Origin of the sequence: Nitratidesulfovibrio sp. D1, assembly GCF_051133415.1 — a bacterium.
Taxonomy (GTDB): Bacteria; Desulfobacterota; Desulfovibrionia; order Desulfovibrionales; family Desulfovibrionaceae; genus Cupidesulfovibrio.
Genome location: NZ_JBPGNZ010000001.1, coordinates 184,935 through 201,763, shown reverse-complemented (window position 1 = coordinate 201,763; position 16,829 = coordinate 184,935). Strand labels below are relative to the sequence as shown.

The following is a 16,829-nucleotide window of genomic DNA, read 5'->3' as shown; positions in this document are numbered from 1 at the left end:
GTTTGACCGCTCTGCGCACGATGCCCGTAAAGCTCGCAAGCTCGCTTAACGGGCACGCTTCGCGCCCTTCGGGTCGGACGCCAACGGGCGAAAGGACAAGTTAGAAACAGCCCCTAGAAGGCGGGCTCCTTGGACAGCCCCTTGGGCGCGGGCGGGTTGATCCACAGCTTGACCTCCTGCGCCATGTCCCACGAAACGGTCTGGGTGATGGCCCACATGGGGTCGCTGGGCATGCGGGCCTTGGCGGAGAACAGGATGAAATCGTTGGCGAACTGGTGTTCCATGACCCCGGCGTGGCCCATGGCCCAGATCATCTGGCCGGTGTTCACGTCCCATATCTCCAGCGACACCGACAGCTTGGAATCGCCGGAGGTGCCGCCGTTGACGTAGTGGGTGACGTACCCGCCGATGAGCAGTTGCGCCCCGCGCAGGGCGGCCATCTGCATGGCCAGGTCGCGGCGGTAGGGGGTGGCGTTCTCCGCGAACTCGATGACCGGAAAGACCTTTTCCGACAGCCACGTCTGCCATATCTGGCGCGACACCTCGAGGCCCGTCACGCTGGGCTTCTCCATCTGCTGGGTGACCCGGAAGGGCACGAACAGCGCGGTCAGCTGCCGGTCGGGCGGGGTGACGGGCCGCACGCTGACCTGCGGATTGCCGCGCCGCACCCAGTCGTCCATGTAGAAGATGGGCTGGCTGCCAAGGTCGAGGTACACCCCGGCCTTGGGCGGCCCCGAACAGGAGGCGGCCAGCGGCAGAAGCAGCAGGAACAGCAGGAACAGCGGAAGGCGCGCGGCGGGGCGGGCGCGCCGGCCGGAACGGCTGCCGGGGGCGGCGGGTTTGGCCGGGCAGGGCGAGAAGGACATGGACAACGCTCCGGGGATGACCGTGGGCCACGGGCCGCCATGGCGGCGGGCGCACGGACGGTGATGTCGGAAAGCCGTCGCGCGGACGGATGTGGACATGCCGAAGCAAGAATGGTGCCGGGGGATGCCGGGAATGCGCGGGGCGCGTGCCGGGCAGGACCGGCCGGGGCGAAGGCCGCCTATTGCAGGCGCGGGGTGGGCGTGGGCGCGGCCTGAGCCGATTCCAGTATCTGCTCGCGGGTGCGCTGGATGCCGTTGTGCAGGTCCAGCCTGCGCTGGGCGGGGATGCGGTGGAATTCCGGGCGGCGGGTAAGGTCCATCAGGTCGTTCATCTCGTGGCGGATGCGCCGCAGGCGCACCAGCGTCTCGGCATCCACGGGGGCCACCCGTTCGGCGATCTCAGCCAGTTCGCGCAGTTCGGCGGCCAGGTCGCGGATGGTGCGCGGCGCTATCTCGCGGGAATGCCTGCGCCGTTCGCGCAGTTCGTTCCACAGGGCGCGCAGTTTCCTGAACATGGCCGCCTCCCCGGTTGTCCCGGCCGGACTCCCCGCCCGCATGTCCCCTTACATGGGCGCGGAGGACATGAACATGCGCAGCAACTGCACCGTCAGCGCGAAGCCCAGCCCCAGCAGAGGCCCGATGGCCAGCGCCGTGCGCGACCAGGGCAGCCGGTGCGCGTACTTCACCCCTACGAAGGTACATACCACGAACCACAGCGATCCCACCACCGGCCCCACCAGCGGCACCACGCTGAGCACCGTGGGCGCCGCGCTGTACGAGATGACCCGCACCGTGGTGGGCAGGTCGGCCGCGCGCGGCTCCACCAGCCGGATCATGAAGTGGTACAGGCCCGACAGCACGGCCAGTTGCAGCAGCAGGGTGAACGGCGAGAGCAGCAGGGTCATGGGCAGGCTCATGTCGTGGGTGACGCTGCCCATCCAGGCCTGCAACTGCGGGTCCTCGATGACGCCGCCGAAGGCGCGCATGCTCATGAGGTACCACAGCCGTTCGGTGAGCGCCTGGAAGATGCCGATGAGCAGGTAGAACGTCACCGGCCGCTTCAGCGAACCCGTGGAGCGCACCCCGGAGAAGAAGCGGGGCGCCGCCAGCATGACCCGCAGGATGGTCTGGTACAGGCCGGGGAAGAAGCCCAGGCGGTCCAGGTTTTCCCACGGCACCTCGCTGCGGGCGGACGCGGCCCACGGCGGCGGGGAGGCGTCCCGTTCGTCGGGGCGCTGGCCGTCGCGCGGGGGAAAGGGGCCGCCATGGCCGTCGGGATCCTGCCTGCCGCCATGCCCGCCGTCGGCGTCGTGGTCGTCGGCCTGCCGCCCGCCGCCGGGACGGGCCTTGGACCCGGACTGCTTGCGCCAGCGGTCGCCCACCGAGGCCACGGCGTCCCAGATGTCGCGCGGCGAGCCGGGGCGGCGCTGGCCGTCGGCGGGGGCGTCGTGCCCGTCATGCCTATCATGCCCGTACTGGTCGTCGTCGCGGGCCGGGGCGTTGCCACGGCCGGGGATCACCGCGCCGGGGGGCAGCGGGTCGTCGCCGGGGCGGGAAAGGTCGGTGTGCCCATGGGGCGGGGCGGGGGCGCGGGGCGCGTCCGCATCGGGGCCGGGCGTTTCCGTATCGGGAGCTTCCGTACCGGAGGCATGGGGCGCACGGGGCGCATGGGTCGCATGGGTCGCGCCGGACACGGGGCGGGGTTCGCCCACGTGGTCGTCCTCGCCCGTGTACTCGTCTTCTGCGCTGGGTGCGCCGGGCGCGCCATGTGCGTCATGTGCGCCATGTACGGAAGTCGCCGGAGGTGCGGAGGGGCGGCGGAACGCGGCGGGCAGGCCGTCGTCCTCGTCCCGCGCCATGCCGGGCGCGGCGTCGTCCTGTCCGGCGGGAGCCGCACGGGACGATGCGTCTGTACCCCCCTGTCGGGCGGCGTCGGGGGCCTCGTCGGGCGCGAGGGCGCGAAAGCGGAACCGGTGACGGCACTTGGGACAGGTGGCGATGGCGGCCGAGGACGGAATCTTGCTGCTGTCGATGCTCCGCTCGAACTGGCATTCCGGGCAGCGTATAATCATGGGAAATCCTTTGCTTCCTTGCATATGCCCAGTGTAGGGCATCGGGCAGCGCAAATCAAGGTGGGCGGTCCCGCGCACCGTATCGCGCCACGAACGGGTGATGTGGTCCGGCGCTGCCGCCTTAGCCCGGCGTCAGGGGGACAGGGGCAGACGCAGGGCCGGATGGAGGAGTTCCCCGCCGCCGGGCATCAGTCCGGCCGCAGCGAACAGGCGGCGGGGCAGGGCGGGGTACTCCGCGCTGAGCCGGTGCTGCCCGCCCGCCGCGTCGAACACCCGCAGGCGTTCGGCCAGCACGTCCCGGTCCTTGGCGGTCCAGCTCAGGTGGTCGATCCAGGCATCGGCCAGCAGGCAGGTGTGGCCGCGCACCCCCACCACCCGCTCGTGCACCGCGCCTTGGAAGCGAACCCCCGGCACGCGGCGGAACAGCCGCAACTGCACGTCGGGCCACAGGCCGTAACCCACGCGCAGGTGGTCCGCGTCGGGATAGGCCGTGGCGCGCGGAAACAGCCACGCCCCGGCTTCGGGCGCGGCCATCAGGCGCGGCAGCAGCGCCCACGCGCGGGTGGGCAGGCGTTCGTCGGCGTCCAGATACAGGCACCATCCGGCGGACAGCAGTTCCAGCATGGCGTTGCGCTGGGCGGAAAAGTCGCCCCCCAGCGGCCGCACCGCCTGGCGCAGCGGCACGGGGCACAGGGCCGCCGGGTCGAAGCCGGGCGGCGCGCCGTCCCAGACCACGGCCATTTCGCGCACCCAGGCGGGAACCTGGGCGAAGAATGCGGGCAGGTCCGGCTCGTCCGGGTGCAGGATGGCCCCCACGCCAAGATCGGGGCGGGACGCGGCGTGGACGTCCCGGTCGCCATCCTCCCGCGCCGGGGGCAGGTCCACGGGCACGCATGCGGCGAACAGCCGCCGCCAGCGGTGCAGGGCTTCGGCCTCCGGTCCGGGCAGGAACGGGTTGGGGAACAGGGTGGCGGTTTCCGGCGCGATGCCGGTGGCCCGCAGCAACAGCAGCAGCGCCCACGGCGAGGTGTCGGCCAGCAGGCGCGGGGCCGTGGGGGTGGGGCGCGGCGGCGTGAAATCCTTCAGGCGGCCGGTGGCCAGCGCCGCGCGCACCCCGTCCGGTGCGAGGTCGCACAGGGTCAGGCGGGGCGGGGCGTTCGGTCCCTCCCCCATGGCGGCCAGTACATCCGCCAGGGCGTCGGGCAGGCTGCCGTCGCCGGCGCCCAGCAGCACCAGGTGGGGGCGCCCGCTGCGCGTGGCCAGGCGCACCGTTTTTTTCACCACCTGCTTGATGGACGCCGCGTCCGGGGCATCCGCCGTGGGCGGCGTATCCGCGCCGCCCAACCGGAACCCCAACACCGCGCGGGTGTAGGCCGCCAGCAGGGCGTCGGCGGCGTCCGGCGGGGACATGGCGGGCGAGGAGGTAGCGGGCGCGTCGCTCATGAAGCCTCCCCCGCCGCCAGTTCCGGCGGGCACAATTCGTCGTACAGCGCTTCCAGCGCGCGGGCCTGGGCGTCGGCGTCGAACAGCGCGGCGGCCTTGCGCCGCCCGGCCTCGCCCATGCGCCGGGCCGTCTCCGGGTGACGCAGCAGATGCAGCACCGCCTGGGCGTAGTCCTCCACCGTGTCGGCCACCAGCCCGGTGACGCCGTGCTCCACCAGTTCCAGTTGGGCGTTGTCGCGCAGGCCGGGGCAGGGATGGGTGACCACGGGCAGCCCGGCGGCCATGGCCTCCGCGATGGCCAGGCCGAAGCTCTCGCCGGTGTCGTTGGCGTGGGCCAGCAGGGAAAGTTCGTTGAAAAATCCGGCCAGTTCCGCGTCGTCGCGCACCGGCGGCAGAAAGCGCACGTTGTCCGCAAGGCCGTGCTCGCGCACGTAGCGTTCCGCATCCGGGGTGCCGCCGATGACGTCATAGCGGAAGCCGGGCATCTCGCGGCGCAGCACGGGCAGGATGTGCAGGGCCAGCGACGACCACTTGCCGGGGTCCGGACGGGACAGGCGGCCCAGCACCGGGCGGGAGTAGTCGCGCGCGGCGGGGTCCGCCGGGTCCGGGGTCAGCCGGGCGAACAGCACCGTGTCCACGGGATTGTACAGCACCCGCCAGCGCGGGGGCACCGCGGGGATGCCCTGCACGCGGGCGAAGCGTTCGGCGCAGAAGCGGGAGACGAACAGGGTGACGTCGATGAACCGGCCCGACGGGGAAGGGTCGTGCCGTCCGAAGACGTTGGTTTCCACGATGGCGGGCAGACGCCGGGGCGCGACAGCGCCCGTGCCGGGAGGATGCGTGGCGGCGGACGCCTGGCGGAAGGCCGTGCGCAGGGGGCGCAGCAGTTCCGGCTGGGGCCAGCCCGCGCGGTGCACGTGCACGATGTGGGGAAGGTGGCGCGCGGCCACGCCCCCCAGGTCGCCGCCGATGAAGGTGGTCACTCCCGCCTCGCGCAGGAGGGCGGCGCGGGGGCCGTCCGACGGGCTCCACACCGCGCGGTGGAAGCGGGCGGGGTCCAGCCGGGTCAGCAGCAGTTGCATGACCTTTTCGGTGCCGCCGAGCCCCAGCGAAGGGACCACGTGCAACACCCGGCGTTGCGTGACGCCGGGCTGCGGGCCGGAATGGCCCGGCGCGGGGGCGTGGGGTGCGGCGGTGACCATGGGCCGTGTTCTAGCCCAGCGGGGCGGGCATGGGAAGGGTTCGCCCCGCCCGCCGTTGCGTAACGGGAGCGGGGCGTGTTGCGGGAAATGTTCCGCCGGGCCGCTAGCCTTGCGCGAACTTGCGGTACAGGCTGGCCGCGGCCATGCGGCTGGGGGCGAAGCCCTTCACCGGCTGGCCGTCGGCATTGGCCTGGGCGTCGGCCTGGGGCTCGGTCTGGGCATTCGCGGGCGCGCCCGCTGGTGCCGGTGCCGTGGATTGCATGGGCGCCGCCTGCGCGGACACCTCCTGCGGGGCGGCTGGCGCGGCCTCCACGGGCTGGACGGGGGCATCGGCTGCCGCCTGCGGCGCGGCCTCGCCCGCCGGGGCCTGCTGGCCGTACGCCTGGGCGTGGGCGCGGCCGAACTGCGCGGGCCTGCCCAGCGGCGGCATCTGCGCGGCGGGCAGCGGCGCGCGCGAGGGCGCGGCGTTGGCGGGCGCGCGGTTGGCCGCCATGCTGGCCCCGATGGCCATGGCCTCGGGGGTGTTGACGATCTGGCCGTAGGCGCCGCGCAGGCCGGACAGAATCTTGACCACCTCGTCGATGAACGCCACATCCATCTTGAGGTTGGCGTTGAGCAGGCGGGTGGAGCAGTAGAAGTACAGCTTGTGCAGGTTCTGCGCCAGTTCGCCGCCCTTTTCCATATTCAGGCTGGCGTCCAACTCGTTGACGATGTCCAGGGCCTTGGAGATCAGGATGCCCTTGGCCGCGTAGTCGCGTTCGGCGATCTTCTCCTTGGCCTGGGTCAGGAACTTGATGGCCCCGTCATACAGCAGGAGCAACAGTTCGCCCTGGGTGGTCGTGGTGACCTGGGTCTGTAAGTAGGCGTGTGCAGCCTTCTGCATTGCATTCTCCCGATGTATGCGCCCGCGTGCCGGTGCGGTGAGTGTGCCGCGGGTGGTGGTCGATCCCCGCGCCGGGGCGGGGGGCGGCGTCTGTTGCGCGGCCGGGCTTGGGTCGTCCGGCCGGGTCGTCCGGCCGGGTCGCCCGGGCCATATTCCCGGGGTGCCCGCGTTACGAAGACGACGACGAGGACAGCGACTTGATCTGGCTTTCCACCGACTTGCCGAGGGCGTCGTAGCGGGCCAGGGTGGCCTCCAGCCGCGAGTAGCGCAGCCGTTCGCGCCGTTCCCACTGGGTGACGCGGTCCACTTCCTTGTCGATCTTCTTCTGTATGTCGTCCATGATGTCCTGGTAGTTGTCCTCCAGGATCTTCAGAGCGCCGTCGCTGCCCAGCATGTCTCCAAGCTGGTCGCCGAGGCCGCCGAGCTTGCCTTCCTTGATGCGTATGCGGCTCGAGTAGCTGCCCGGCGAAAGGTTGTCGATCTGCAGCGCCAGGCCCCGGGCGTCGCCTTCCATGGCGGTGATCTGCTTGTTCACGTTGTCCACGTTGGCGCGCTTGCCGCCGATGAAGGCGTTGACGATGTTGCCCGAGGCGTCCACGTCGTAGGTCACGTCGTAGATGCCCGCCTTGGACACGCCCTTGACGTGCGAGTAGTAGCTGAAGTCGGACGAGTCGGACTGGGGCAGCCCGCTGGCGGCGAACAGTTCCGCCACGGCCTCGGGGTTTTCGCGCAGGGCCTTGTCCAGCGAGGGCAGGTCGTGTTCGCGTTCCTCTTCAAAGACTTCCAGCAATCCGGCGTTGGGGCTGTTGGTGTCGGCAACGGTCAGGATGCCGATCTGCGACAGCGACGAAAAGAAGTCGCCGCGCAGGATATTGCCGTCCTGGTACTGGTATTCGAAGCCCGCCGCCTTGTCCGCCGTGGCCGTCTTGAGCTGGGTGGCCAACAGTTGCACGCCGTAGTTGCCGGTAAGAATGGAGCCCTTCTGCATGGAATACAGCGACGAGGCGTCGTCGGGCTTGTCCACCTCCTTGGAACTGTTGACGGCGGTCAGTTCCTTGATCTTCGTCCGCACGGCGTTCATGGCGGCGACGAAGCCGAAGATGTTTTCCTTGATCTTCTCGATGTCGGTGACCACGGAAATCTGCGAGGTGCCCACGTCCCGCAGGGTGATGTTCATGCCCTCCACGGCGCCGGTCAGCGTGTTGGACATGGATTCCAGCCAGGTGGTGGCGGGCCAGCCGTTGACCCGGTACTGGGCGTTCTGGTTGGCCTGCACCGTCCAGTTGGCGGCATCGCCGGACAGCCCGCTGACGGTGGTGCCCGAGCCCACGGACAGCGTGGCGTTGGCCCCCAGGTCCATGCCCCGGAACTGGAAGGTGTAGCCGGTGCCGTTCTGCACCAGCATGGCCTTGACCCCGGGATTCTGGGGGTCGTTGTTGATCATGTTCTTGAGCCCTTCGATGGTGGTGCCGCTGGGCACGGTGATCGAACGGGTCTTGCCCATGTAAGTGTAGACGAACTGCTGGTCGCTGCCGGAGTCGTTGACCTTGGTGTTCTTGGCGGCGAAGGCGGTGTTGTAGGTCCAGATGGCACTGGAGGCCAGTTGCCCCACCTCGATCTTGTAGGTGCCTTCGAGCACGCTGGAATCGGTGGTGGCGCTGGCCACGGTCTCGTTGGAACTGGACGGCGTCTTCACCAGGAATTTTTCCATGGTGTTCATGGAATCCACGATGTCCTTCAGCGAGGCGATTTCCGTGCGCAACTCGCCGAAGGCGTCCTGACGCCGCTGCCAGTCGGCCTTCCACAGGGCAAGGCGCTTCTGCGGGATCTGCTCGATGGACTTCAACTGGTCGATGACCTTGGAGAAGTCCGTGCCGTTGCCGAGCCCGGAAAAGTATACGCCGCCGGATGCCAGTTCAACCATGATGCACCTCTTCGCCGGAAGAAATTTCCCGATGGGGGTCTCCCGCTGTGGGGCTGCAAGGCTGGTGCCAGAGTGGGCCGCCTGCTCCCGAGGGGCAGTTTCTAAATCGTCCTTTCGCCCGTTGGCATCGTCAAACTTCGCCTGCCATGTCAGCCGAATACGATAAGAGCGCGCTGCGGTCCTCTCCCGTAAGGTTCGCAGGCTCACCTAACGAGAGAGGCATACTCCCTCATGGCAGGCTCGTTTTCCTTGCCAACGAACGAAAATCCTGATTTGGAAACAACCCCTCGTGAACCTTATCGGCGGGTGGGCGGAGGGCTTTAGGCCGGGGGGCGCGGCGTACACCGCGGGGGCGGGGAAGGGACCGGTACGGGGCCGGAGAAAGGCCGGGGCGGACTAGGCGCCGGTCAGGGTGCGCCGGTCAGGGTGGCGTCGGCCAGGGGGGCGGAGGTCAGGCGGGCCAGTTCGCGCCGGGCCTGGTCCGGGTCCATGCCGCGCGCGGCGGCAAGGGCGGGCAGGTTTTCCTCGGCGTCGCAGGGGCGCACGTACAGCGGCTGCACGTCGCCGGGGCCGTAGGCGGCCGTGGCGGCCAGGGGCAGCAGCAGGGCGGGGGCCGGGTGGTCGAACCGGGCGGGCAGGAAGCGCGCCCCCGGCAGCAGCGCGGCCAGGGCCGGAGCCAGGGCGGCCCGGTTGCGGGTGGCTCCGCTGCCCATCAGGTATACCGGGGGGGCGGCGTTATCTGATCCTGCCGCAGGATTCCCTGTGCCTGACTGGAACGCCGCCATCCGGGCCACGGCGGCGTCAAGCATCGCCGCCTCCACCGGGGTCAGGGCTTCGGGCAGGGGGGAGGGCGCGGCGCTGGCGATGTCCGTCAGATCGGCCGCGTCCGCCGTCTCGCCGGGCATGCGGAAGGCTTGCATGTGCACCAGCCCGCGCCGGGCGTGGGTCAGCACCCACAGCACCGCGCCGCGCGGCAGCAGCGGCCCGCAGGCCAGCAACTGCGTGTAGGACAGCCCCGCCTGCCGCGCGCCCAGCGCGCGGGCCATGCCCGCCGCCGTGGACAGCGCCAGGCGCAGCCCGGTGAAGCTGCCGGGGCCCTGCACGCAGGCGATGCGCCGCACGTCGCGCAGCGAAAGGCGCATCCGCTCGAAGGCGTCGGCCAGGGCCGGGGCCAGCAGTTCCGTGCCTTGCGAGGGCACGTGCCACTCTTGGGCGAACAGGGTTTCGCCGTCGCGCAGGGCGGCGGCCTGCACACGCGATTCCGCCGCGTTCAGGGCCAGGGTGATGGCCCCCGTCGTTTCAGCCAGCCCCGTTGCCGGGGTCATCTGGGTCATTGCAGGTTCCGCACGATGTCGTTGTAGGTGGCCAGCAGCATCAGGGCCAGCAGGAAGGCCAGGCCGATGCGGGTGGTCACCTCGCGCAGGCGGGCGTTGACCGGGCGGCGCATGACCATTTCCATGGTCAGGAAGATGATGTGCCCGCCGTCCAGCACCGGCACGGGCAGCAGGTTCAGGAGGCCCAGGTTGATGCTGATCAGCGCGGTGAGGGCCAGCACGCTGTCCAGCCCCTGGCGCGACTGCTCGCTGACCATCTGGGCGATCATGATGGGCCCGCCCACGGAATCCAGCGGCACCACCCGCTCGAAGATCTTCTGCACGCTCTGGCCGGTGATGACGATCATCCGCCAGGTCTGGTCCAGCCCGGCCTTCATGGCCGATGAGCCGTCCAGCGGCACGGACACGGTGCGGCCCGAAGCCTGGATGCCGATGAGCCAGGTGCGCTCGTCCTCGCCGAAGATGGTCTTGCGGGTGCGCACCTCGGGCTGCACGTTCAGGGTCAGGGCCGTGCCGTTGCGGTCGATGGCGATGGCCAGTTCGCGGCCCTCGCTGGCCACGATGGACCCGGCCACGTCGTCCCACCATTGCACCTGCCTGCCGCCGATGGACACGATGCGGTCGCCGGGGGCCACGCCCGCGATGGCGGCCGGGCTTTCCGGCTGCACCCGGCCCACTTCCGGGGCCAGTTGGAACTGCCCCTGGGCCCAGAACAGCCCCCAGTAGATGAACCACGCCAGCAGCAGGTTGAACACCGGCCCGGCCGCGATGACCAGCAGCCGCTGCCACGCCGGGCGCAGGGTGAAGCTGTGCCGCTTCTGGAAGCCTTCGGGCAGTTCGGCGTCCTCGCTTTCGCCCACCAGCGACACGTAGCCGCCCAGCGGCACCAGCGACAGCCGGTAGTCGGTCTGGCCGCCGCGCCAGCCGAACAGGCGCGGGCCGAAGCCCAGCGAAAAGGTCTGCACGCCGATGCCGAACAGCCGGGCCACCAGGAAGTGCCCCAGCTCGTGGAAGAAGATCAGGCCCCCGAGGACCAGAAGGACCGAAAGAAAGCTGCTCATGCGTTGCCCGTTCCTTGCGTGCCTGCCGCGTTGGCCCAGAGGCGCACGCGGCGGCGGGTTGCGGCGTCGAGCGCCTCTATGTGGTCGATGTCGTGCATCGGCATGTATCCGTCGGTATTCGCCTGATCCGTCGGCTCTGCGTCTGGCGGCTCCGCGTCTGTCGTTTCCGCGCCTGCCGTTTCGGCGTCTGCCGATTCGGTTTGGTGGGCGTCCAGCGCCCGTTCGATGAGCGCGGGAATGTCCATGAAACCGATGCGCCCGTGCAGGAAAAGCTCCACCGCCTCCTCGTTGGCGGCGTTGAGCACCACGGGCAGGCCAGCGCCGCCGGGGGTGCGCGCCTCGCTCGCAAGAACGCGCCGCGCCAGCGCAAGACACGGGAAAGAGGATAAGTCGGGGGTCTCGAAGGTCAAGCAGCCCGACCGCACCAGGTCCAGCGGGGCCACCCCGGTGTCCACGCAGCGCGGCCAGGCCATGCAGTAGGCGATGGCGATGCGCATGTCCGGCGTGCCCAGGTGGGCGATCTGCGAGCCGTCGGCGTATTCCACCAGCGAATGCACGATGGACTGCGGGTGCACCACCACCTCGATGTCGTCCGGGGCCACGCCGTACAGGTGGTATGCCTCGATGACCTCCAGCCCCTTGTTCATCAGCGTCGCGGAATCGATGGTGATCTTTGCGCCCATGGACCAGTTGGGATGGTTCAGGGCCTGCTCGCGGGTGACCGTGGACAGGAAGGCCCGGTCGCGCCCCCGGAACGGGCCGCCCGACGCGGTGAGGATGATCCGCCGCACGGCATCGGGCGCGCGTGCCCCGTCCCGCAAGGTATCGTGCACGCGCAGGGCCTGGAACACGGCGTTGTGCTCGGAATCCACGGGCAGCACCACCGCGCCCGTCTCCGCGCAAATTTGCCTGATGAGCGCCCCCGCCAGCACCAGTGATTCCTTGTTGGCCAGGCAGATCACCTTGCCCGCCCGCGCGGCGGCCAGCGTGGCGCGCAGCCCGGCCGCGCCCACCTGGGCCGAGAGCACCGTGGAGGCGTCCGGCAGGGCGGCCAGCGCGGCGTACCCTTCCGGCCCCACGTGAATATCCGGCGCGTATCCGGCGGGCAGCAGCGCGCGCAGTTGCGCCGCGCCCGCCTCGTCCAGCACGCCGAGGTGCGGCGGCCGGTGGCGGGCGGCCTGCTCCGCCAGCAGGCGCACGTTGCGCGCCCCGGCCAGCGCGGCCACCCGGAACAGGCCGGGGTGGGCCTCGACGACCTTCAGCGCGCTGGTGCCGATGGAGCCGGTGCTGCCCAGCAGGGCCACCGTGCGCGGCCGGGCGTCTTCCCAGGCCCGGTCCGGCATGCGCGAGATGTAGCGGATCATGCCCGTGTCCTTCCCTTTCCGCCGTGCAAGGGCGGGTCTAAACCTGCGGGGTCTGCGGAGCCTGGGGGCCTTGGGGCCCCTGCGCCGCCAGTTCGCGGCCGAGCGCGGTCATGAGGTCGAACAGCAGGCGGATGTCGGCCCCGGACGTGCGATGGTTGGCCACGCACAGGCGCACCCCGGCCCGGCCGCGCACCATGGCCGGGGTCAGGAATCCTTCGCCCGACGCCTCCAGCCGTTCCAGCAGGCGCACCTGCAAGCGGTCCACCTGTTCCTCGGTCCAGCCGTCCCCCTGCGGCACATAGCGCGCGCAGGCGATGGACAGTTGCACCGGGGCCAGCATCCGCCATTCCGGCGAGGCGGCGCACAGGTCGCGGAATTGCCGGGCCAGTTCCATGTTGCGGGCCACGATGCGCCGCAGCCGGTCGCGGCCGTAGGTGCGGAAGGCGAACCACACCTTCAGGGCGCGGTTGGCGCGGCTGAGGATGAACGTGGTGTTCTTGAGGTCGTGCGGGTTTTCCTCGCCCAGGTACGAGGCGCGGGCCCGGAATGTGGCGATCTGTTGCGCCTTGCTGCGGAACAGGGTCACCCCGCATTCCAGGGGGATGAAGAACCACTTGTGCGGGTCCACGCAGATGGAGTCCGCCCGTTCCACGCCCGCCAGCAGGGCGCGGCCTTCGTCTGTCAGCATGGCCGCGCCGCCGTAGGCCGCGTCCACGTGGAACCACAACCCCTCGGCCGCACACACGTCGGCGATGTCCGGCAGCGGGTCCACCGCGCCGGTAGTCACCGAGCCCGCCTGGGCCACCACGCAGAACGGGGCCAGCCCCGCCAGCCTGTCCGCCGCGATGGCCGCGCGCAGGGCCGCCACGTCCATGCGGTTGTCCGCCCCGGAGGGCACCGCGCGCACGTTGTCTGCACCCAGGCCCAGCAGCACCGCCGAACGTTCGATGGACATGTGCCCCTGGTCCGAGACATACAGCACCGGCGTGCGCCCGAGGCCCGCGAGTCCCTTGACGGCCGCTTCCGGAAAGTGCGCGTGGCGGGCCACGGTCAGCCCCATCAGGTTGGCCATGGTGCCGCCGGACACGATGGTGCCGCCCGGGCCGTCCAGCCCGCCACCAGCCGCTTTCGGCAGGCCGAACAGCCGGGCCAGCCAGCCGATGACCACGTGCTCCAGCACCGTGGCCGCCGGGCCGCCCTTGAACGACAGCGGCGCCTGGTTCAGCCCCGTGCATACGATGTCGCCCAGCGTGCCCGCCGGGGCCGGGCTGGTGGTGATCCAGGCCAGAAAGCGCGGGTGTCCGATGCGCGTGGCGTACGGTTCGATGCAGTGCGCCACCTCGTCCAGCACCGCGTCCGCGCCCGCGCCGTGTTCGGGCCAGTCGGAGGGAATCAGCGCCGCCAGTTCGTCGAACGTGGCCGGATGCACCACCGGACCCTCGGCGCGCGGGCCGATGCGCTCCACCCGGTCCGCGATCATGGCCGCCGCCCGGTGCAGCAGGGCCTCGAAATCTTCCAGGTCGAGTGTCTCGTGTCGTTGCATGGGGTGTAAACTATGTGAGTTGTGGCATGGCTGGAACTGTCCCGGGGGCAGGAGACGCCCCCTTCCCCCGGTCATGTCCAGTTAAAAGAACGGAAACACCGAATCCAGGGCGGCATAGGCGGGCACGACGAAGAGCAGGCTGTCGATGCGGTCGAGCAGGCCGCCGTGTCCGGGCAGGAGCGCGCCGGAGTCCTTGACGCCGAGGGTGCGCTTGAGGGCGGATTCGAAGAAGTCGCCAAGCTGCGAGGCCACGTTCAGCAGGCCGCCCAGCAGGACAAAGGCCCACCACGGGGCGGTGCCTGCGGCCATGCCCACGCCGGTGCAGGCGGCCACGCACAGCACGAAGCCGCCAAGGCTGCCCGCCCAGCTTTTCTTGGGGCTGACGCGCGGCCAGATGCGGGCCTTGCCGAACCAGGTGCCGATGAAATAGGCGCCGGTGTCGGAGATGACGGCGGCCAGCACGACCACCAGCTGTTCCCAGCGGTTGAAGTGCAGGGCGGGCAGCAGCAGCACGGGCACGTACAGGATGCCGCTGGCCAGCACCTGGCCTTCGGTGAAGCGGCAGTCGTCGTCGCCGCTGCCCCAGGTGAGCAGAAAGCCCACCGCGCCCACCAGGAAGGCGGCGGCGACGCAGCCCAGCACCATCCAGGGGCGGTCCATGTGCCCTGCGGCCAGCACGGCCGCGCCAAGGGCCATGCCTGCGGCCTTCAGGGGCAGGCGGGCGTTGCCGGGCCAGAACATGGTGTAGAATTCCAGCAGTGCCAGGCTGGCCACGGCCACCACCATAATCAGCAGCACCCAGCCGCCGATGGCGAGGCCCACGGTGAGCAGGGCGGCCAGGGCCGTGCCGGTGACGACGCGTTGGAAATGCGGGGATGCCGGGGTCACGCGGGGGTTGCCTCCGTTTTGCCGAAGCGGCGCTGCCGCCTGGCGTAGTCGCGCAGGGCGGCGCGGAAATGCTCGGGGGTGAAGTCTGGCCAGAGGGTGTCGGTGAAGTGGAATTCGCTGTAGGCGCTCTGGTAGAGCAGGAAATTGCTGATGCGCACCTCGCCGCTGGTGCGGATGACCAGGTCCGGATCGGGCTGCCCGGCGGTCCACAGCCGGGCGGCGAAGGCTTCCTCGGTGATGGCCTCGGGCGCGAAGCCTTCGGCGGCCAGGGCGCGGCAGGCCATGAGGATTTCGTCGCGGGCGGAGTAGTTGAGCGCCAGGTTCAGGCGCATGGCGGAGCAGGCGGCGGTGCGGCCGATGGCGTGCTCCAGCGCCTTGCGCGCAGCCAGCGGCAGGTCGGCCAGCTGGCCGAACACCGAAAGCCGGATGTCGCGCTTGATGAGGTTGGGCAACTCCTCGCGCAGGAATTCCACCAGTAGATCGAACAGAAACTTCACCTCGGCGCCGGGGCGGCCCCAGTTCTCCTTGGAGAAGGTGTACATGGTCAGGTGGGGGATGCCCAGGGTGCGGCATTCGGTGACGATGGCCCGGGCCGCCTCGGTGCCCGCGCGGTGGCCGTCGCTGCGCGAAAGGCCGCGTTGGGTGGCCCAGCGTCCGTTGCCGTCCATGATGACGGCCACGTGGCGGGGCAGCGTGTCCGGTGACGACGTGTCCGGCGAGAGAGTGTCCGGCAGGGCGGAGCCTGCCGTGGGGGCGTTGTTCACGATAAGCCTCTGGTGCGCGGGCGTTGCGTCCGCGTCATATGCGCCATGGCCGGTCCCGCCCGCCCGTCCGTGCATCCGCGTGCGCGGGGCGGGACTGCTGCGGGCGCGACCGGCCATGTGGAATCATTGGCCGCTCGGTCATTCGTGCCGGTGCGGCTGGGGGCAGCCCCCCTAAAGTTCCATGATTTCCTTTTCCTTGGCCGTGCACTTCTCGTCCGACTTGGCAACGAAGCGGTCGGTAAGTTTCTGCACGTCGTCGGTGGCCTTGCGCACGTCGTCCTCGGACACCTCTTTGGCCTTTTCCAGCTTCTTCAGGGCGTCGTTGGCGTCGCGGCGCACGTTGCGCACGGCCACCTTGGCCTCTTCGGTGTACTTGCGGGCCACCTTCACGAGGTCCTTGCGGCGTTCCTCGGTCAGCGGCGGGATGGAGATGCGGATGATCTTGCCGTCGTTGACCGGGTTCAGCCCCAGGTCCGACTTCATGATGGCCTTTTCCACCAGCGCGAACGCGGAACGGTCCCACGGCTGGATGGTCAGGGTGCGGCTGTCGGGCACGCTGACGGACGCCAGCTGGTTGATGGGCGTGGGCGTGCCGTAATAGTCCACCTTGATGTTGTCCACCAGCGAGGTGGAGGCCCGGCCGGTGCGCAGCTTGGCGAATTCGCGGTCCAGGGAGCCGATGGCCTTTTCCATGCGCTCTTCGGCGTCGAGAAGAATGGTGTCCATATCCATAGGGGGTTAGCCTCCGTGTACGATGGTTCCGACGTCTTCGCCCATGACCACGCGCTTGATGCTGCCCTTGAACATGTTGCAGACGATGATGGGCACGTTGTTCTCCATGGCCAGGGTGATGGCTGTGGAGTCCATAACGCCGAGCTTGCGCTGGAGCGTTTCGACATAGCCGAGGCTGCGGAACATCACGGCGTCGTCATGCTTCATGGGGTCCTTGTCGTAGACGCCGTCGACCTTGGTGGCCTTGATGATGGCCTGGCACTTCAGTTCCATGCCGCGCAGCGCGGCCGCCGTGTCGGTGGTGAAGTAGGGGTTGCCGGTGCCCGCCGCGCAGATGACCACGCGGCCCTTTTCCAGGTGCCTGTCGGCCCGGCGGCGGATGTAGGGCTCGCAGACTTCCTGCATGGTGATGGCCGAAAGCACCCGCGTGGGATGGCCGATCTTTTCCAGGGCGTCCTGCACGGCCAGGGCGTTGAGCACCGTGGCCAGCATGCCCATGTAGTCGGCCGATGAGCGGTCCATGCCCTTGGCGGACGAGGAGAGGCCGCGGAAGATGTTGCCGCCGCCGATGACAAGCGCCACCTGCAGGCCCATGTCGACAACCTCGGCGATTTCCTCGCATATCTTCGAAACAGTCTGGGGGTCAATACCGAACTTGTTTTCGCCCGCCAGGGCTTCGCCGCTGAGTTTCAGCAGCACGCGCTTGTAGCGGAGTTCGCTCATGTCCGTCCCTCGGTGTGGTGGTTTGGTGTT

15 protein-coding genes are annotated in these 16,829 nt (G+C 69.8%); all 15 read right to left on the bottom strand.

Translation table 11 applies throughout. The features are described from left to right. Nucleotides 1-113: 113 nt before the first annotated feature. The 15 genes from ACR4XJ_RS00865 to pyrH all read right to left on the bottom strand — a co-directional run bounded on the left by ACR4XJ_RS00865 (nucleotide 114) and on the right by pyrH (nucleotide 16,799). A complete protein-coding gene (locus ACR4XJ_RS00865) occupies nucleotides 114-866 on the bottom strand; it encodes a hypothetical protein (protein WP_434753431.1) in 753 nt (250 codons plus the stop codon). 179 nt (nucleotides 867-1,045) lie between these two features. After that, nucleotides 1,046-1,381: a hypothetical protein gene (locus ACR4XJ_RS00860; RefSeq protein ID WP_196609794.1), complete on the bottom strand. Its 336-nt coding sequence runs from the start codon at nucleotides 1,379-1,381 to the stop codon at nucleotides 1,046-1,048. Between the two features lie 48 nt (nucleotides 1,382-1,429). Beyond that, the gene (locus ACR4XJ_RS00855; protein ID WP_434753430.1) at nucleotides 1,430-2,938 is read right to left on the bottom strand and encodes a YIP1 family protein; all 1,509 of its coding nucleotides are present in this window, start codon (nucleotides 2,936-2,938) and stop codon (nucleotides 1,430-1,432) included. Nucleotides 2,939-3,070: 132 nt separating this feature from the next. Beyond that, the gene (locus ACR4XJ_RS00850; protein ID WP_434753429.1) at nucleotides 3,071-4,381 is read right to left on the bottom strand and encodes a hypothetical protein; all 1,311 of its coding nucleotides are present in this window, start codon (nucleotides 4,379-4,381) and stop codon (nucleotides 3,071-3,073) included. Next, nucleotides 4,378-5,583: a glycosyltransferase family 4 protein gene (locus ACR4XJ_RS00845; RefSeq protein ID WP_434753428.1), complete on the bottom strand. Its 1,206-nt coding sequence runs from the start codon at nucleotides 5,581-5,583 to the stop codon at nucleotides 4,378-4,380. Before ACR4XJ_RS00845 ends, ACR4XJ_RS00850 begins: the two co-directional genes overlap by 4 nt. Nucleotides 5,584-5,686: 103 nt before the next feature. After that, a complete protein-coding gene (gene fliS / locus ACR4XJ_RS00840) occupies nucleotides 5,687-6,466 on the bottom strand; it encodes a flagellar export chaperone FliS (protein WP_434753427.1) in 780 nt (259 codons plus the stop codon). 169 nt (nucleotides 6,467-6,635) lie between these two features. After that, the gene (fliD, locus tag ACR4XJ_RS00835; RefSeq protein WP_434753426.1) at nucleotides 6,636-8,390 is read right to left on the bottom strand and encodes a flagellar filament capping protein FliD; all 1,755 of its coding nucleotides are present in this window, start codon (nucleotides 8,388-8,390) and stop codon (nucleotides 6,636-6,638) included. 407 nt (nucleotides 8,391-8,797) lie between these two features. Then, nucleotides 8,798-9,724, bottom strand: coding sequence for a tRNA (adenosine(37)-N6)-threonylcarbamoyltransferase complex dimerization subunit type 1 TsaB (gene tsaB, locus ACR4XJ_RS00830; protein WP_434753425.1), 927 nt, complete (start codon nucleotides 9,722-9,724; stop codon nucleotides 8,798-8,800). Then, nucleotides 9,721-10,785: an RIP metalloprotease RseP gene (gene rseP / locus ACR4XJ_RS00825; protein ID WP_434753424.1), complete on the bottom strand. Its 1,065-nt coding sequence runs from the start codon at nucleotides 10,783-10,785 to the stop codon at nucleotides 9,721-9,723. The genes tsaB and rseP overlap by 4 nt, the downstream gene beginning before the upstream one ends. After that, on the bottom strand, nucleotides 10,782-12,149 hold the full coding sequence (gene dxr / locus ACR4XJ_RS00820; protein ID WP_434753423.1) for a 1-deoxy-D-xylulose-5-phosphate reductoisomerase: 1,368 nt from the start codon (nucleotides 12,147-12,149) through the stop codon (nucleotides 10,782-10,784). The genes rseP and dxr overlap by 4 nt, the downstream gene beginning before the upstream one ends. A 37-nt stretch (nucleotides 12,150-12,186) precedes the next feature. Further along, on the bottom strand, nucleotides 12,187-13,692 hold the full coding sequence (locus tag ACR4XJ_RS00815) for a pyridoxal phosphate-dependent decarboxylase family protein (protein ID WP_434753422.1): 1,506 nt from the start codon (nucleotides 13,690-13,692) through the stop codon (nucleotides 12,187-12,189). Between the two features lie 81 nt (nucleotides 13,693-13,773). Continuing rightward, nucleotides 13,774-14,580, bottom strand: a complete 807-nt coding sequence (locus ACR4XJ_RS00810; protein WP_434753421.1) for a phosphatidate cytidylyltransferase — start codon at nucleotides 14,578-14,580, stop codon at nucleotides 13,774-13,776. Beyond that, a complete protein-coding gene (gene uppS / locus ACR4XJ_RS00805) occupies nucleotides 14,577-15,344 on the bottom strand; it encodes a polyprenyl diphosphate synthase (RefSeq protein WP_434753420.1) in 768 nt (255 codons plus the stop codon). The genes ACR4XJ_RS00810 and uppS overlap by 4 nt, the downstream gene beginning before the upstream one ends. A gap of 171 nt (nucleotides 15,345-15,515) precedes the next feature. Then, nucleotides 15,516-16,076 (bottom strand): ribosome recycling factor, encoded by a 561-nt coding sequence (gene frr, locus ACR4XJ_RS00800; RefSeq protein WP_333504845.1) that lies wholly within the window; start codon nucleotides 16,074-16,076, stop codon nucleotides 15,516-15,518. A gap of 6 nt (nucleotides 16,077-16,082) precedes the next feature. Further along, a complete protein-coding gene (gene pyrH, locus ACR4XJ_RS00795; protein WP_333504844.1) occupies nucleotides 16,083-16,799 on the bottom strand; it encodes a UMP kinase in 717 nt (238 codons plus the stop codon). Between the last annotated feature and the right edge of the window lie 30 nt (nucleotides 16,800-16,829).

Excerpts from the sequence above, each read along its gene's own strand:
- ACR4XJ_RS00865 (WP_434753431.1), bottom strand. The coding sequence starts at position 866 with ATGTCCTTCTCGCCCTGCCCGGCCAAACCCGCCGCCCCCGGCAGCCGT.
- ACR4XJ_RS00860 (WP_196609794.1), bottom strand. The coding sequence starts at position 1,381 with ATGTTCAGGAAACTGCGCGCCCTGTGGAACGAACTGCGCGAACGGCGC.
- ACR4XJ_RS00855 (WP_434753430.1), bottom strand. The coding sequence starts at position 2,938 with ATGATTATACGCTGCCCGGAATGCCAGTTCGAGCGGAGCATCGACAGC.
- ACR4XJ_RS00850 (WP_434753429.1), bottom strand. The coding sequence starts at position 4,381 with ATGAGCGACGCGCCCGCTACCTCCTCGCCCGCCATGTCCCCGCCGGAC.
- ACR4XJ_RS00845 (WP_434753428.1), bottom strand. The coding sequence starts at position 5,583 with ATGGTCACCGCCGCACCCCACGCCCCCGCGCCGGGCCATTCCGGCCCG.
- fliS (WP_434753427.1), bottom strand. The coding sequence starts at position 6,466 with ATGCAGAAGGCTGCACACGCCTACTTACAGACCCAGGTCACCACGACC.
- fliD (WP_434753426.1), bottom strand. The coding sequence starts at position 8,390 with ATGGTTGAACTGGCATCCGGCGGCGTATACTTTTCCGGGCTCGGCAAC.
- tsaB (WP_434753425.1), bottom strand. The coding sequence starts at position 9,724 with ATGACCCAGATGACCCCGGCAACGGGGCTGGCTGAAACGACGGGGGCC.
- rseP (WP_434753424.1), bottom strand. The coding sequence starts at position 10,785 with ATGAGCAGCTTTCTTTCGGTCCTTCTGGTCCTCGGGGGCCTGATCTTC.
- dxr (WP_434753423.1), bottom strand. The coding sequence starts at position 12,149 with ATGATCCGCTACATCTCGCGCATGCCGGACCGGGCCTGGGAAGACGCC.
- ACR4XJ_RS00815 (WP_434753422.1), bottom strand. The coding sequence starts at position 13,692 with ATGCAACGACACGAGACACTCGACCTGGAAGATTTCGAGGCCCTGCTG.
- frr (WP_333504845.1), bottom strand. The coding sequence starts at position 16,076 with ATGGATATGGACACCATTCTTCTCGACGCCGAAGAGCGCATGGAAAAG.
- pyrH (WP_333504844.1), bottom strand. The coding sequence starts at position 16,799 with ATGAGCGAACTCCGCTACAAGCGCGTGCTGCTGAAACTCAGCGGCGAA.